Genomic DNA, 16,089 nt, shown 5'->3' with positions numbered 1-16,089 from the left:
GCCTCCGGCGGCTCCGGCTGACGTTTCAGTTCTTCCTCCACGTTGGGATCACTGAGCATCACCGCGAGGCGCCATGCGGACCGGCGGGCAGCCCTGGTGTCGTCCCAGATGAGCCGTGCGAGGGCCGCCGCCGCGGCTGGAGTGCCCACGATGGCCAGATCGTCCACCGCCCACCGAAAACCCTTGGCCGCCCGCGCGCTGAGGACCGGCAACGCCAGCTCGCCCATGCCGCGCAACGCCGCTCGGCGATCTTCGTCTGCGGCGGTTCGTGGCACCAGTGCTTCCGCGGCCTCCACCCGTCCGGATGCCGACAGCGCCTGCATCGCGTCCACTTTGGCGTCACCGTCGGCATTGACGATGGCGATCAACCGGCGCAGGACTTCCTGCCCCCGCGGCCGGCTGTCCGCGGCCACCGAACCGACCGCGGCGACGATCGCCGGCCGATCCAGGCCCGGCTTGCCCAGCCGGCCGAGGAAGTAGTCGACGACCGTCCGGGCGAACGCGCTGTCGACCCGTTTCGCCTCGGCCAGGCACTCCAGGGCGAGGATCTTGTGGTGCATCTCCGGCGAACCGAAGATCCGGTAGATCACGTTGGTGCTGTCCCGGTTGCTCGCGCCGCACCACAGCTTCACGGTCTCCCGCCACGCCAGCGGGTCCGCCCGGTACCGCCGCAGCAGGCCGGCCGGGTCGTCCGCCAGTTCGGTCGCCGCCAGGTACTCCTGCAGCGTGAGGTGGCGGAAGACGAAGTCGGTCCGATTCTTCGTGATCGAGACCAAGAGCTGGCTCCGGTCGATGATCTCGTCGAGCAACGGCTTGATGTGCGTCTGGTCGAGGTTCAGGTCGGGCAGCAGCTCCCGAGCCGTCGACTCCAGGAGCTTCTTCGTGATGGTCAGGCGGTCGTCGACCTCGGTCGCGCTTTCCATGGTGACCAGGGCGACGCGCTGCAGCACCGCCAGCTTCTCGCCGACCTCGTACACCGTCAGCGAATCGGCCCGGCCCAGGTCCGTGTCCCGGCCCAGCAGATGGGTGATCGCCTCCTGGTAGAAGGCCGGCCGCGAGGTCGGCAGCCGACGGCCGGTCTTGGCGAACACCTCGGTCTGCAGGTACGCGATCATCGTCAGCAACAGCGGGCTGCGCGCGAGCCGCATCAACGCGGGGTTCTTCTGCAGACCGGCGAAAACTTCGGCCGCCGCCGAGGTGCCGGCGAGTCCTTCCCACTTGCCCAGGAACCGGATGATGGCCGCGTCGTCGAACTCCGCCACCCGGACGACGTGGGTGAACTCGGAGCCGAGCGGCTGGCCCTGGTAGACGACGTCCCGGCAGGTCACGATGACCTGGCAGTCCGGGTAGTCCCGCGCGAAGTCGCGAAGCGTCCCGAACACGCGGTTCTGCTGGGCGCGGCCGACTTCGTCGAGACCGTCGAACAGCAACGTCAGCCGCCCCTCCCGCAACGCCAGAGCCGTCATCTCTCGCGCCGCGTCCCGGTGGCGGGACCGGGCGGGGTACGCCCTGGCCAGCTCGGACACGACGAGGTCGACCAGCGACGCCGAGCCGTCGTTGCACCGGTGCAGCTCGATGAGGACGGGCATCCGCTCCGCCGCCCCGGCGCGGACGCGGCGTACCCACATCAGCATCGAGTTCTTCAGCAACAGTGACTTGCCCGCACCGGCCGGGCCGATGATGACCGACCGAGGCTGCTCGCGGATCTTCTCGTAGATGTCCTCCCGGCACCCCTCCCGCTCGTACTGGAGGGGGACGTAGACGCTGCCGATGTCGATCGCGCGGTCGGTCACGAACCCGACCGCGTGTTGTGAATAGTCCCGCGACACCACTTCGGCGTAGCGGCGGATCAGGCGCTTCCGCAGCTTCGTCTTCCGGGAGAACAAGGCCGCCGACCGGTCGAACGCCTTCGCGCCCGACTTCTTGAAATACTCGCCGAAGAACTGCTTCGACACCCAGGCGACCACGACCGCGGCAACGAGCACGACGAGGCCGAACGGCAGCAACTGCTGGGAGAGGTCGACTCCACCGATCGTCACAGAATCCAGAGTCGATCGGACGCGACCGGCTGTTACAAGAAAACTGTTCGAACCGCCGCCGATCGCTTGCTACCGTGGACTTCGTCAGGGGAGCCGCGGCTTCACCGATGCCCGGTGCGCAGGCGAGGGTTACTTCCACTCCTCATGGGCAGGTCGGGGGTTCGATTCCCTCCCGGACCACAACACGGTCCGGTAGCTCAGTGGCAGAGCAGCAACGTACCTTCACCGACTTCGATCTCGGGCATCGCTGTGGCCGCGGCTCCCCGCGAGGGGGAGAAATGAGCAAGTTCAACACCGCACGAGCGCCCGCCGCGACCTCTCCGGTCCGCGGCGAGGCCACGCCGTCCACCGTCACCCATCAGGGTGGTGCCGGGTACGCGCGCGACACCAAGTCCGCGCTCTTCCTGCTCGCCGTCACGAACATGGTCGGCGAGTACACCTTCTACGAGTCCGCGGACACGCGCGACACCCGGTACGCCGAGCTGATCCGGCAGTCCACGTTGGACGATCCACAGTGGACCGCGCGGTTCCTGCGCTGGCTGCGCTCCGGCGCGCACCTGCGGACGGCGGCGCTCGTCGGCGCGGCCGAGTTCGCCAAGGCGCGGCGGGACGCCGGCCTCGACGGGCTGAGCCGCCAGGTCGTCGCCGATGTGCTGCAGCGGGCCGACGAGCCCGGTGAGCTGCTCGCCTACTGGATGTCCGTGCACGGCCGCGCCGTGCCGAAGCCGGTCAAGCGCGGGGTCGCCGACGCCGCCGTGCGGCTCTACGACGAACGGTCCTTCGTCAAGTGGGACTCCGCCGCGCGGGCGTTCCGGTTCGCCGACGTCCTCGAGCTGACCCACCCGGCAGGCGGGGGTGAGCTGTTCCGGCACATCCTCGACGAGCGGCACGGCCGCGGCAACGCGATTCCCGGCTCCCTGCGGACACTCAAGGCACGCGCCGAGCTGCTGTCCTGGGACACCGGCCGCCGGCGCGAGCTGTTCGGGCGGCCGGACGCCGCGGACGTGCTGTGGGCCGCGGGCATGACGTGGGAGTCCGTCGCCGGGTGGCTGCAGGGTCCGCTGGACGCGCGCGTCTGGGAGGCGCTGATCCCGGCGATGGGCTACATGGCGCTCTTGCGGAACCTCCGCAACTTCGACGAGGCCGGCGTCTCGGACGCCGTCGCGCAGCGGGTCGCCGAGCGGCTCGCCAGCCCGGTGCAGGTGGCGAAGTCGCGGCAGCTGCCGATGCGGTTCCTGGCCGCGTACCGCGCGGCGCCGTCGCTGCGGTGGGGCTGGGCGCTCGAGCGGGCGATCGCGCACGCGCTGGTGAACGTGCCCGCGCTGGGCGGCCGGACGCTCGTCCTCGTCGACACGTCGGCGTCGATGAACGACCGGTTCAGCAGGGACGGCAGCCTGATGCGCTGGGACGCCGCCGCGGTGTTCGGCCTCGCGCTCGGCCGGCGGTGCGCGAAGGCCGACGTCGTCTCGTTCTCCGACGGCTACTGGGACCGCGGCCAGGGCACCAAGGTGTTCAAGCTGCGCCGAGGTGGCTCACTGCTCGGTGACGTCGAGCGCTGGAAGTCCGGCGGGTACTTCATCGGCGGCGGCACCGACACGGCGGGCGCGGTGAAGAAGCACTTCGCGAACCACGACCGCGTCGTGATCCTCACCGACGAGCAGGCCGCGTACGGCGACGTCGGCCGGGCGCTGCCCGCGCACGTGCCGCTGTACACCTGGAACCTGGCGGGGTACCGGGCCGGCCACGCGCCGTCCGGCGGGGCGCACCGGCACACGTTCGGCGGCCTCACCGACCAGGCTTTCCGGATGATCCCGCTGCTCGAACGCGGCCGGAACGCCGACTGGCCCTTCTGAGAGACGCCGGCGAAGACGCCGTGAAGGCCCTCATGACGACATCATGGGGGCCTTCACGCTGTGTACGGACCGTCACGGGAATGACTATGGACCGAGCAGTAGTCCTCGCCGTATAGTCCACGTGGAATAAACGACATGGAGGAACCTGGTCATGGCCTCGCCCAAGCTGACCCCGCTCGGCATCGCCGTGCTGGAGCTGCTGCACGAGAAGCCCCTGCACCCGTACGAGATGGCCACGCTCATGCGCGAGCGGTACGTCGACACCCGGGTCAACGTGAAGGCAGGCTCCCTTTACCACACCGTGGAACGCCTGCACCGCAGCGGTTTCATCGAGGTCGTCGACACCCAGCGCGACGGCAGGCGGCCCGAACGGACCGTCTACGGCATGACACAGGCGGGGCTGGACGAGTTCAACCGGCGCGGCCGCGAACTCCTGGGGGACGTCGCCACGGAGTTCCCCGCCTACCTGTCGGGGCTCGCCGTGATCGACGAACTGGGGCGCGAAGCGGCCCTGAACGAGCTCGAAACCCGGCTCATGCGGCTGCGTGCCTCGGTGGCCGCCGACCAGGCCGTGCTGCAGCGCCTCACCGAGGACAAGGTGCCGGAGATCTACTGGCTCGACTGGCGCTACCAGTGCGACCACCGGAAGTTCGAGCTCGAGTGGACCGAACGGCTCCTCGACGACCTGCGCTCCGGGCGGATCCCCTTCGTGGACGACGGACAACCCAAGCTCACGCTCATCACCAGGGAAGACGACGATGAACGCAAGACAAGCTAACCCGTGGGCCGCGCTGGGCGCGCTGTGCCTCGGCTTCTTCATGATCCTGCTCGACACGACGATCGTGTCGATCGCGATCCCGACCATGCTGCGGGAACTGGACGCCGGGCTGAACTCGATCGTCTGGGTGATCAGCGTCTACCTGCTCACCTACGCCGTGCCGATGCTGTTCACCAGCCGGCTCGGCGACCGCTTCGGCCCGAAGCGCGTGTTCCTCGCCGGGCTCGTCGTGTTCACCGGCGCGTCGCTGTGGTGCGGCCTGTCCGGCAACGCCGAGATGCTCATCGCCGCGCGGGCCGTGCAGGGGCTCGGCGCCGCGCTGATGACCCCGCAGACGCTGGCGTTCATCACGCACCTGTTCCCGCCGGCCAAGCGCGGCCCGGCCATGGGCATGTGGGGCGGGGTCGCCGGGCTGGCGACCATCGCCGGGCCGCTGCTCGGCGGCGTGCTGGTCGACCACTTCGGCTGGGAGTGGATCTTCTTCGTCAACGTGCCGATCGGCGTGATCGCCATCGTGCTGGCGGTGCTGCTGGTCCCGGACTGGCAGCCGAAGCACTCGCACTCGTTCGACCTGCTGGGGATCGTGCTCTCGAGCGCGGCGCTGCTCTGCATCGTCTTCGGCGTGCAGAACGGCCAGCAGTACGACTGGGGCACGGTCTTCGGCGGGATCACGGTGTTCGAGATCATCGGGGCCGGCGTGGTGCTGATGGTCGCCTTCCTCGTGTGGCAGCGCGTCAACAAGCGGGAGCCGCTGCTGCCGCTGCAGGTGTTCTCGAACCGGAACTTCTCGGCCGGGACGCTCACCGCGACCACCGTCGGCTTCGCGATGACCGGCATGTTCCTGCCGCTGGTCATCTACATCCAGTCGGTGCTCGGGCTGACCCCGACCATGGGCGGCCTGCTCACCGCGCCGATGTCGCTGCTGTCGGGGATCATCGCGCCGTTCGTCGGGCGCGCGTCGGACAAGTTCAACGGCAAGTACCTGGTGATGTTCGGCCTGGCGGCGCTCGCGGCCGGGCTCGGGATCATCGCGTGGCAGGCGACACCGGACACCAACCCGTGGGCGCTCGTCCCGGCACTGCTGGTGTGCGGCCTCGGCATCGGCTGCATCTTCTCGCCGATGAGCAACCTGACGATGGGGTCGGTCGAGCCGCGGCTGGCCGGGACGGCGTCCGGCATCTTCAACACCGCGCGCCAGGTCGGCGGCGTGCTCGGCAGCGCGGCGATCGGCGTGCTGCTGCAGGCGCGGATCAGCGCGTCCATCGCGGACGAAGCGACGAAGGCGGCGGCTCAGCTGCCGGCGCAGTACCGGGCCCCGTTCGCCGAGGGGATCGCGCACGCGGCGGCGAGCACCGGGGAGTTCGGCTCGGCGGGCGGCCCGGCGCCGCTGCCCGGGCTGCCCCCGGAGATCGCCGCGCAGGCGGGGAAGCTGGCGACCGAGGCGGTCCACAGTGGACTGACCGACGCGGCCCGCGTGACGATGCTGCTGCCGATGGGCGTGCTCCTGCTCGGGGTGATTTCCGCGGCGGTCCTGCGGCGGGTCAAGCCGCGCTGGGAAACCCCGGCGCCCGAGGCCGCCGCGGTCTGAAAACCGGGCGAGCCTCCGGTGTCGGGAACCGGAGGCTCGCCCGGACCGCGGGAGCGGTGGTCTAGCGGTAGGACAGGCCGTACCCGTACGGGAACAGGCCCTGCTTGCCGTCACCGGCGTTGATCGGCTGCTGGGAAGTGCTCCTCGGCCAGGTGAAGCTCAGCTTCCCGGTCGGGTTGTAGTCGCCGTAGAGGACGTCCGCGACGCCCGCGCCCTCGGAGCCGGGCAGCCACGCCGCGACCAGGCCGCGGATCGACGGCAGCTGCGCGGTGAGATCCACCGGCCGCCCGGAAACCGTCACCACGACCAGCGGGACGCCCGAGGCCCTCAGCTTGCCGATGAGGGCGACGTCTTCGGCGTCGAGGACGACTCCGCCCGGCCGGTCTCCCTGTCCTTCGGCGTACGGCGTTTCGCCCACCACGGCGACCGCGACCTTGTAGCTGCGGTCGATTCCGCCACCCGCACGGTCATAGGTCACCACCGTGCCTTTCCCGGCACCGGACCTGATGCCGTCGAGGATCGTCGTGCCGGGGATGACCCGCGCGCCGCTCTGGCCCTGCCAGGTCAGCGTCCAGCCACCCGCCTGGTTGCCCATGTCGTTGGCGTTCTTCCCGGCCACGAAGATCTTGTTGTCCTGCTTGGCCAGCGGCAGCACGCCGTCGTTCTTCAGCAGTACCTGCGACTCGCGCACCGCCTGCCGCGCGACGGCGTGGTGCGCCGCGCTGCCGAAGTCCTGCTGCAGTGAGCGGTCGGTGTAGGGGCGCTCGAACAGGCCGAGTTCGAACTTCTTCGTGAGGATCCGCCGGTTCGCGTCGTCGATGCGCGACATCGGGATGTTCCCGTTCAGGACTTCGGCCTTCAGCGTGCCGACGAACTTCTGGTAGTCGTACGGGACCATGACCATGTCGATCCCGGCGTTGACGGCCTGCTTGACCTCGGCGGCGGTGAACCCGGTCTGGCCGTCGATCTGGTCGATGCCGTTCCAGTCCGAGACCACGAACCCGGAGTAGCCCAGCTCGCCCTTGAGCAGGTCGGTGATCAGGAACTTGTTGCCGTGGTCCTTGACGCCGTTCCAGCTGTTGAAGCTGATCATCACCGTGCCGGTGCCGTGGGCGATCGCGGCCTGGAACGGCGGCAGGTGGACGCGCCGCAGCTCGTCCAGGGTGATCTGGGTGTTGCCCTGGTCGACGCCGCCGGTGGTGCCGCCGTCGCCGATGAAGTGCTTGGCGGAGGCCAGCACGGACGTCGTGTCGCCGAGCGCGCTTCCCTGCAGGCCCTTGATGACCACGGAATTCGCGACGGCGTTGGCGGGGACCTCGCCGAAGGACTCGTACGTGCGGCCCCAGCGGTCGTCGCGGGCGACGCACAGACAGGGCGCGAACGCCCACTTGACGCCGGTGGCCGCGGTTTCCCGGGCGGTGATCGCGCCGATCTGCTCGACCAGCCGCGGGTCGTTCGCCGCGCCCAGGCCGATGTTGTGCGGGAAGACCGTGGCGCCGTGGACGTTGTTGTGGCCGTGCACGGCGTCCGAGCCGTAGATGATCGGGATGCCGAGACCGGTCGACGTCGCCGCCCGCTGGTAGGCGTCGATCATGTCCGCCCACGCCTGCGGGGTGTTCGGCGTCGGCGTCGAACCGCCACCGGAGAGGATGGAGCCGAGCCGGGCGGCGACGGCCTGGGCGGGCGTCGCGGAGCCCCGCTCGCCCTGGGTCATCTGCCCGACCTTGTCGTCGAGGGTCATCCGCGCCATCAGGTCCGTGACGCGGTCGGCGACCGAGGCGCTCGAGTTCTTGTACAGCGGTGTCGCGGTGGCGGACGCCATCGGGACGACGGCCGTTCCCGCGAGGAGCAGGCCGGCCAGAACTGCGGTTCGCAATGATCTCGTGGTGCGGAGGAGCGGCATTGGTTCTCTCCGTGACAATCCGTCGATCCATAAGTTGCGAGCCAAAACAAATTAACGCGCCCGCGTCGTGACGCCGGTCACAATTCGGTCACGTCCCCCTGGTCAAGTAAGTTTCAGGCGTGCAGTTCGTCCTCGCCTCCCAGTCCCCCGCCCGGCTCGCCCTCCTGCGTTCCGCGGGCCTCGATCCCGCCGTGTTCGTCTCCGGCGTCGACGAGGACGCCGTCGCCGCGTCGCTCCCCGATCCGACGCCGTCCGAGCTGGTCATGGCCCTCGCCGCGGCCAAGGCCGAAGCGGTCGTCGACCAGGTCGCCGCGGCCCACCCGGACGCCGTCGTCGTCGCCTGCGATTCGATGCTTTCGATCCACGGTCAGATGGTCGGGAAGCCGGGTTCGCCGGACGTCGCGCGGCAGCGCTGGGCCGCGATGGCCGGGACATCCGGTGAACTCCTCACCGGCCACGCGGTCGTCCGGCTCGACGGCGGGACGCGCGCGAAGGAGACGTCCGGCTGGGAAGCGACCACCGTCCGGTTCGGCACGCCGACCCCCGAGGAGATCGACGCCTACGTCGCCAGCGGCGAGCCGCTCAACGTCGCCGGCGGCTTCACGATCGACGGCCTGGGCGGCTGGTTCGTCGAAGGGCTCGACGGCGGCCACACGAGCGTCATCGGCATCAGCCTGCCGCTGACGCGACGGCTCCTCGCCGAAGTCGGCGTGAGTGTCGTGGACCTCTGGCAGCCTCCCGCATCCTGAGAAAGGGACCACACCTTCGGGTGATCCGGAAGAGTCCGCTCTTGCCTAACGTTCTCTTCACCCGGCAAGACCAGAAACTTTCGAGCACCGGAGTCGCCCCGTGTCTTTCGTCCGGACGTACACCAAGCCGCGGGTGTTCGCGGCCGCGGTTCTCGGCTCGCTCGTCGTCGGCGCCCTGGTCGGTGTCGTCGCGCGGCAGACCGAGGCCGGCTGGCTGACCGATCTCCTCGACCAGATCGGCACCATCTTCACGACGCTGCTGCAGATCGCGGTGATCCCGCTGGTCTTCACGGCGATCGTGGTCGGCATCAACAGCCTCCGCGGCCTCGGCGGCGGCCGCACCGCCGCCCGCCTCGGCGGCAAGACGGTGCTGTGGTTCGCGATCACGTCGTTCATCGCGTCGCTGATCGGCATCGCGGTCGGCCGGATCTTCAACCCGGGCGCCGGCGGGCTCGGCGGCGTCGAAGCGACCGCCAAGAACGCCGACCGCGCCGCGCAGAGCGTCGACCACTGGGGCTCGTGGGACGCCTTCGTCAAGGGGCTGCTGCCGGAGAACTTCGTGAAAGCGTTTGCCGACGGCGAAACGCTGCAGGTGCTGTTCCTCGCGCTGGTCATCGGCGCCGCCGCCTACAGCCTGGGTGATCGCGCGAAGCCGTTCGTCGACTTCACGACCAGCGTGTTCGAGATCATCCAGCGCTACCTCGGCTGGATCGTCCGGCTGGCCCCGATCGGCATCATCGGCCTGATCGGCGCGGCGGTGTCGAACTACGGCGACGCGCTGTTCCGGCCGCTGTTCTCCACCACGCTCGCGGTGTACGTCGGCTGCCTGCTCGTGCTGTTCGTCGTCTACCCGATCCTGCTGCGGTTCGTGGGCAAGGTCAGCCCGCTGAAGTTCTTCGCGAAGGCGGGCACGGCGATCCAGTTCGCGTTCGCTTCGCAGTCGTCGGCCGCGACGCTGCCGCTGACCCGCCAGTCCGCGGTCAACCTCGGTGTCCAGCCGGCGTACGCGGCCTTCGCGACCCCGCTCGGCAGCGCGACCAAGATGGACGGCTGCGCGGCGGTGTTCCCGGCGATCGCGGCGATCTTCGTGGCGAACCTGGCCGGGGTGTCGCTGAACTTCTGGCAGTACGCGGGCATCGTGGTGGTGGCCGTGGTCGGCGCGCTGGCGACCGCCGGGACCACGGGCTGGCTGACGGCGTTCACGCTGACGACGTCATTCATCGGCCTCGACGCCAAGCAGGTGGCGCTGGGCCTGGCGCTGATCTACTCGGTCAACCCGATCATGGACATGATGCGCACGGCGACGAACGTGGCAGGCCAGATCACGGTGCCGGTGATCGTGGCGCGCAGTGAAGGCCTCCTCGACGACGATGTCCTGAACGCCCCCACCGACACCCCGCAGACCACCGACGACGGCTCGGCAGCCCGCCACACCGAACCCGCCCCCGCCTGACCGCTTGGGACTCAGGAGGGGCAGGCGCGGAGGTCGGCACGGGTCAGGCGGATGTCCGGCCAGCCGCGCAGGTCCGAGGGCGAGGTGAACCGGCGGGTGCAGCCGACCGACCGGCCCGCCAGGTCGTACACCTCGCCGAGCACCGGCGCCGCCGCGCACTTCGGGGTGCCGGACGCGGAATCCGGGCAGTCGTGGCGGACCACGATCACGTCGGGGCTGGCGTCGGCCGTGACGTCGTAGAGCGACAGCGTCCCGGCGTCGGCGTAGAACGGCTTGCCCGGGTCGCGCCACACTCCCCCGCTGCTGACGAGCAGTTCGCCGTACGCGGCCGTGCCGTCGTCGCCGACGTCTCCGCGGACCAGGCACGCCGGGGCCGGGCCGTCGATGCAGCGCAGGGAGTTCTGGTCCAGCCGCACGCCCAGCTGGGCGATCGACAGCTCGAACACCGTGCCCGGCTCGGGCCCGACGCGCAGGCGGGCCGAACCGCCCGCCGTGTCGGTGAGCAGCACCACCGGCGTTCCCCCGACCGTCACCGCCGCGAGCTGGCGGCACGGGCCGCCGCCGCAGCTCACCACGGGTGACGCCGGCGTGGCGGCCGGTTCGGCCAGTCCGGGGGCCGCCTCGGGTCGCGGCCGCAGCACGAACACCGCGCCGATCGCGCCGACGGTCACCACCGCGGCCAGCACCGCGGTGAGCAGCGCCGACCGGGGCGTCCGCGCTGCCGTAGTCCGCATGAGACAGAGCGTAAGCCGCTTCGCGGCCGTCCGTCGGCAGCGCCCCGTCGCGATGTGGCCGGTTCAACCCGACGGGGTCACGAGTAGCAGAACGTGTCCGTCTATGTTGTCCGGGTGACGAACCCGAACCTCCCGCCCGCCCTGTACCTCCCGACCGGCCCGGTCAGCGCCGAGACCGAAGGCGCGTCGATCGAGCTGCGCCGCACGCCGGACGGCCGCACCGCGCTGGTCGCCTTCACCGCGCTGGACCGGCTGATCGACTGCTGCGGCGAGCACCAGCCGTGGGTGCTGGTGAACACCGAGCACCTGCCGAAGGTGCACTCCGCGAACCCCTACGACGTGATCGTGCTCGATTCGCCGCTGCCCGAGGAGCTGCGTCACCACATCTGAGCGTGGTTCACCTCTCACTCAGGAGACTCGCGACGTCATATCCGTAGACTTCCCTGATGCCGCGTGGGCGGTCAGCAATGCAGCTGTCGGACGCAGGAGGTGCGGGGTGGCCGAGCAGGTCGGCGAATCCACGGGTGGTCCGGTGACCAAGATCCTGGTCGCCAACCGTGGCGAAATCGCGGTACGCGTCATCAGAGCCGCCAAGGACGCGGGCCTGGCCAGCGTCGCGGTGTACGCCGACCCGGACCGCGACGCGCCACACGTCCGCCTGGCCGACGAGGCTTTCGCGCTGGGCGGCACCACCGCCGCCGAGAGCTACCTCAACTTCGACAAGATCCTCGACGCCGCCAAGCGGTCGGGCGCCGACTCGGTGCACCCGGGCTACGGCTTCCTCTCCGAGAACGCGGACTTCGCCCAGGCCGTCCTCGACGCCGGGCTCACCTGGATCGGGCCGAGCCCGCAGGCCATCCGCGACCTCGGCGACAAGGTCACCGCGCGGCACATCGCCATGCGCGCGGGCGCGCCGCTGGTGCCGGGCACGAAGGAGCCGGTCAAGGACGCCGCCGAGATCGTCGCGTTCGCCGACGAGCACGGCCTGCCGGTGGCCATCAAGGCCGCTTTCGGCGGTGGTGGCCGCGGCCTCAAGGTCGCCCGCACCCGCGAAGAGATCCCCGAGCTGTTCGAGTCGGCCACCCGCGAGGCGGTCGCCGCGTTCGGCCGCGGCGAGTGCTTCGTCGAGCGGTACCTGGACAAGCCGCGGCACGTCGAGGCGCAGGTGCTGGCCGACATGCACGGCAACGCCATCGTCGTCGGCACCCGTGACTGCTCGCTGCAGCGGCGGCACCAGAAGCTCGTCGAGGAGGCGCCGGCGCCGTTCTTGAGCGACGAGCAGCGCAAGCGCATCCACGAGTCCGCGAAGGCGATCTGCAAGGAAGCCGGCTACTACGGGGCCGGCACGGTCGAGTACCTCGTCGCCGTCGACGGCACGATCTCCTTCCTCGAGGTCAACACCCGGCTGCAGGTCGAGCACCCGGTGTCGGAGGAAACCACCGGGCTCGACCTCGTCCGCGAGATGTTCCGCATCGCGCGCGGCGAGCCGCTGCGGATCACGTCCGACCCCGAGCCGCGCGGGCACTCCATCGAGTTCCGCATCAACGGCGAGGACGCCGGCCGCGGCTTCCTGCCCGCGCCGGGCACGGTGACGAAGTTCGTCGCGCCGAGCGGCCCTGGCGTGCGCGTCGACTCCGGCGTCGAGTCCGGCAGCGTCATCGGCGGGCAGTTCGACTCGATGCTGGCCAAGCTGATCGTCACCGGCTCGGACCGCAACAACGCGCTGGAGCGCAGCCGTCGCGCGCTCGACGAGATGGTCGTCGAGGGCATGGCGACGGTGCTGCCGTTCGACCGCGTGATCGTGAACGACCCCGCGTTCGTCGGCGACGAGAACGGCTTCAGCGTGCACACGCGCTGGATCGAGACGGAGTTCGACAACAAGATCGAGCCGTTCGTGGCGCCGGACGTCGAGGCCGCCGAAGAGGAACCGCGGCAGAACGTCGTGGTCGAGGTCGGCGGGCGGCGCCTCGAGGTGTCGCTGCCGGGCGGGTTCGCGCTCGAAGGCAGCGGCGGGGGCGGCACCGCCGTCAAGGCGAAGCCGCGCAAGCGCGCCGGCGGCACCAAGGCCGCGGTCAGCGGCGACGCCGTCACGGCGCCGATGCAGGGCACCATCGTGAAGGTGGCCGTCGAAGAGGGCCAGACGGTCGAAGCCGGTGAGCTGATCGTCGTCCTCGAGGCGATGAAGATGGAAAACCCGGTCACCGCGCACAAAGCGGGCACCGTCACCGGGCTTTCGGTCGAGGTCGGCGCCGCCGTGACGCAGGGCACACAGCTGCTCGAGATCAAGTAGCGCTGTTCGTTACAGATGTCGTGGTGGGCCGCCCCCGGGGCGGCCTACCATCGACTACGTGACCGAAGTCCCGTCTCCGCAGCTGCGGATCAGCGACCAGAACCGCGAGTCAGCGCTGTCCGCTCTCGGCGAGCACATGACCGCGGGGCGGCTCGACATCGACGAATACGGCGAACGCTCGGCCCGGATCACCGCGGCGAAGACGCGGGGCGAGCTCGGCGAGATCTTCGCGGACCTGCCGGCCCCGCACCCGCGGTACGAGGACGTCCCGCAGGCTGTCGCGGCTCCCGAACCGGCAGCCGCACCCGAGCCACGGCCGTCGGGGACTCCCGAGAACTGGTCGCCGCCCCAGCGGTTCCTCGCCGCGATCTTCCCGCTGACCCTCATCGCGGCGATCGCGTTGATCGCCACCGGCACGCTCGCGTGGCCGATCATCTTCGTGCCGATCGGCGTGGGTGTCTTCGGCAAGGCGATGTGGGGCCACGGCTGGAACCACGACGCGGAGCACCGCCGCCGCCACGAGCGGCACCTGCGCGACCGGGAGCGTCGTCGCGAGCTCCGTGACTCCTACCGCCGCGACCTGGGCCACTGATCCCGCCGTGGGCGACATGCGCTTGAGCGACGCGGAACGCCAGGACGCCCTGGACGTTCTCGAAGAGCACGTCCGCACCGGGCGGCTGGACATCGACGAGTACGGGACCCGGTCCGCGAAGGTCACCGCGGCCAGGCGGGTCAGCGACCTCGTCCCGCTGTTCGACGACCTGCCGTCACCCCGCCCGAGCGCGTTGCTCAACGGCGCGGCCGCACCCCAGGTGCCGGTGATGTCCGGCGAGAGCCCGCTGACCAGGTTCCTGACCCGGAGCGCGGTGCCGATCGCGATCGTGCTGGCGATCGTCGTGTTCATCCTGTCGCGGGGCCGGCTGCTGATCATCGCGGTGGCGCTGCCGCTGGTGGTGGCGGCGATCACGGGGATGCGCCGCCGCCGCTCCTGATTGCTCCTGATTGCTCCTTTTGCCGGGCAACCTGCTGCCGCGTTCAGGCGTGGTGATCACGCAGGTCGGGGGAAAGGGAGGAATCCATGAGAAAGATGTGGGCGCGCTCGGGGGTGCTCGCCACCGTGGCGATCGCTGTCGCGGCCTTGGCGGCGGGACCGGCGCAAGCCGCGCAGTTGAGCTGGCGGCCGACGCTGCTGCCGTTGCCCGCGGGGGCCGATCCCGCCGGGCGCGGTTATCTGACGGCTTCGAACGGCCGCGGCGAGTACACGGGGTCCTTCATCGTCGGGGGCAAGCTGCAGGTCGTGAGCTGGCGCGGCGGCAAGCCGGTGCTGCGCGGCGTTCCGGACGGCTACGAATGGGCGATGGCCGAAGACGAGAACGGCGCCGGCACCGTCGTCGGCACGGCGATCGACTACGACGCGAGCCCCGGCGGCCGGCCGTTCGTGCTGGACGCGGCCGGCTTCCACCTCCGCGAAACCCCGGCCGGCTATCGGGAAGCCCAGACCAGAGCCGTCAACGCCCGCGGCGACGTGCTGGGACAGGTCTTCCACGAGGACCCGGCGCGGAACGGCGCAGTCGTGTGGCCGGCGGACGGCAGCGCACCGGTGATCATCCCGGCGACGCACGAGTACGAGATCCCGATGGACATCGACGACGACGGGACCGTCCTGTTCTCCGCCTACGGGTCGGGTCTGTTGTGGAAGGACGGCGTCTACCGGAAGCTCACCGCACCGGGATTCCGGTACACGAGCGGCTCGGCGATCCGCAACGGCGTCGTCGTCGGCTCGGCCTCGGACGGCACCGTCGCGGGCTCCCGGGCCATGCGCTGGAACTCCGCGGGGGTGCCCACCGTCCTGCCCGGCGGCGAGGACGCGTTTGCGCTGAACCGCGCGGGGCTGACTTACGGGACGGCCCCGGTACCGGGCTCGTTCCGGGGGAAGCCGACCACGTGGTTCGGCACCACCCCGGCCGGCGACCTGCGGCAGCCCGGCAGTTATCCGAACTACCAGGCGAGCCAGGTGACCGACGACGGAACGTTCGCCGGTGTCGCGTCGAACCGTCCGCTCGACGAGGGCGGCGTGCCCGTGGTCTGGCGCCTGGCGGGCTGAACCGGCCTTGATCGCCAGGCCGGGGGCGGCGTGCTCCCGGCCTGGCTAGGCTGGGCGGAGTGGAACCGGTGGAGATCAACGCGGGCACGTACTACCTGCGCCAGCTGCGTGCCGACCGGCACATCGACGACCGCCCGGCGCTGATGGAGGCGTTCGCCGACCCGACGCACCGCAAGTACGTGCTGAACTACCGCTTGCGCACGCTCGACGAGGCCACGGAGTACGTGGCGTTGCGGGCAGCCCAGTGGGCGGGCGACGAGCGCTGTTCGTGGGCGATCGCGGAGCCGACGTCGGGCCGGCTCCTGGGCGAGGTGGGCCTGCGCGAGCTGCACCTGGACGCGTCGTACGCGGAGGCGACGATCTGGGTCCACCCGGCCGAGCGCGGCAAGGGCATCGCGACGACGGCCCTGAACGCGGCCCTGCGCTTCGGCTTCGGCGGGCTGGGGCTGACCGAAGTGAGCTACCGGTACGAGGAGAGCAACGCGGCTTCGGCCGTGGTCGCGGAGCGTTGCGGGTTCACCCTGGTCGGCCCGGAGGCCGAGCGCGCGCCGACGGGTGAGCGGCTGATCCGCTGGCACCGCACGTCCTGACCGCTGCC

General features: G+C 70.5%; 13 protein-coding genes and 1 pseudogene. 11 read left to right on the top strand and 3 right to left on the bottom strand.

The genetic code is table 11. From position 1 onward, the window contains the following. Positions 1-1,226: 1,226 nt before the first annotated feature. Positions 1,227-1,793: pseudogene (locus tag I4Q55_RS50965) on the bottom strand (NACHT domain-containing NTPase); the annotation flags it as partial. A 524-nt stretch (positions 1,794-2,317) separates the two neighbouring features. Between I4Q55_RS50965 and I4Q55_RS13830 the strand changes: the two are divergent. The 3 genes from I4Q55_RS13830 to I4Q55_RS13820 all read left to right on the top strand — a co-directional run bounded on the left by I4Q55_RS13830 (position 2,318) and on the right by I4Q55_RS13820 (position 6,258). Then, positions 2,318-3,892, top strand: coding sequence for a TROVE domain-containing protein (locus I4Q55_RS13830; RefSeq protein WP_206788021.1), 1,575 nt, complete (start codon positions 2,318-2,320; stop codon positions 3,890-3,892). A 151-nt stretch (positions 3,893-4,043) separates the two neighbouring features. After that, positions 4,044-4,670 (top strand): PadR family transcriptional regulator, encoded by a 627-nt coding sequence (locus I4Q55_RS13825; RefSeq protein ID WP_206788020.1) that lies wholly within the window; start codon positions 4,044-4,046, stop codon positions 4,668-4,670. Continuing rightward, positions 4,651-6,258: a DHA2 family efflux MFS transporter permease subunit gene (locus tag I4Q55_RS13820; protein WP_206788018.1), complete on the top strand. Its 1,608-nt coding sequence runs from the start codon at positions 4,651-4,653 to the stop codon at positions 6,256-6,258. Before I4Q55_RS13825 ends, I4Q55_RS13820 begins: the two co-directional genes overlap by 20 nt. A gap of 61 nt (positions 6,259-6,319) precedes the next feature. Here I4Q55_RS13820 and I4Q55_RS13815 read toward each other — a convergent pair whose 3' ends face one another. Then, positions 6,320-8,161, bottom strand: a complete 1,842-nt coding sequence (locus tag I4Q55_RS13815) for a glycoside hydrolase family 3 protein (RefSeq protein WP_206788016.1) — start codon at positions 8,159-8,161, stop codon at positions 6,320-6,322. Positions 8,162-8,280: 119 nt separating this feature from the next. On the opposite strand from I4Q55_RS13815, the gene I4Q55_RS13810 reads away from it, so the two are divergent. Further along, positions 8,281-8,910, top strand: a complete 630-nt coding sequence (locus I4Q55_RS13810; RefSeq protein WP_206788014.1) for a nucleoside triphosphate pyrophosphatase — start codon at positions 8,281-8,283, stop codon at positions 8,908-8,910. Positions 8,911-9,010: 100 nt separating this feature from the next. Next, a complete protein-coding gene (locus I4Q55_RS13805; protein WP_206788012.1) occupies positions 9,011-10,363 on the top strand; it encodes a dicarboxylate/amino acid:cation symporter in 1,353 nt (450 codons plus the stop codon). An 11-nt stretch (positions 10,364-10,374) separates the two neighbouring features. Here the strand turns inward: I4Q55_RS13805 and I4Q55_RS13800 are convergent, their stop codons facing one another. Then, on the bottom strand, positions 10,375-11,097 hold the full coding sequence (locus tag I4Q55_RS13800) for a hypothetical protein (RefSeq protein WP_206788010.1): 723 nt from the start codon (positions 11,095-11,097) through the stop codon (positions 10,375-10,377). Positions 11,098-11,211: 114 nt separating this feature from the next. On the opposite strand from I4Q55_RS13800, the gene I4Q55_RS13795 reads away from it, so the two are divergent. From I4Q55_RS13795 to I4Q55_RS13770, 6 genes are all read left to right on the top strand, one after another. Then, positions 11,212-11,487 carry an SAV_915 family protein gene (locus I4Q55_RS13795; RefSeq protein ID WP_206788009.1) on the top strand — a complete coding sequence of 92 codons (276 nt, stop codon included), beginning with the start codon at positions 11,212-11,214 and terminating at the stop codon, positions 11,485-11,487. A gap of 106 nt (positions 11,488-11,593) precedes the next feature. Further along, a complete protein-coding gene (locus I4Q55_RS13790) occupies positions 11,594-13,387 on the top strand; it encodes an acetyl/propionyl/methylcrotonyl-CoA carboxylase subunit alpha (RefSeq protein ID WP_206788008.1) in 1,794 nt (597 codons plus the stop codon). Positions 13,388-13,445: 58 nt separating this feature from the next. Next, positions 13,446-13,979 carry a DUF1707 domain-containing protein gene (locus tag I4Q55_RS13785; RefSeq protein WP_206788007.1) on the top strand — a complete coding sequence of 178 codons (534 nt, stop codon included), beginning with the start codon at positions 13,446-13,448 and terminating at the stop codon, positions 13,977-13,979. A 7-nt stretch (positions 13,980-13,986) separates the two neighbouring features. Then, positions 13,987-14,379: a DUF1707 domain-containing protein gene (locus tag I4Q55_RS13780; protein ID WP_206788006.1), complete on the top strand. Its 393-nt coding sequence runs from the start codon at positions 13,987-13,989 to the stop codon at positions 14,377-14,379. Between the two features lie 86 nt (positions 14,380-14,465). Beyond that, positions 14,466-15,491: a hypothetical protein gene (locus tag I4Q55_RS13775; protein WP_242545890.1), complete on the top strand. Its 1,026-nt coding sequence runs from the start codon at positions 14,466-14,468 to the stop codon at positions 15,489-15,491. 59 nt (positions 15,492-15,550) lie between these two features. Continuing rightward, on the top strand, positions 15,551-16,081 hold the full coding sequence (locus I4Q55_RS13770; protein ID WP_206788005.1) for a GNAT family N-acetyltransferase: 531 nt from the start codon (positions 15,551-15,553) through the stop codon (positions 16,079-16,081). Positions 16,082-16,089: the final 8 nt, after the last annotated feature.

It is taken from the genome of Amycolatopsis sp. MtRt-6 (genome assembly GCF_017308975.1).
Classification (GTDB): Bacteria; Actinomycetota; Actinomycetes; order Mycobacteriales; family Pseudonocardiaceae; genus Amycolatopsis.
The sequence above is the reverse complement of the archived record's forward strand: the minus strand, read 5'-3'. Positions and strand labels throughout refer to the sequence as shown.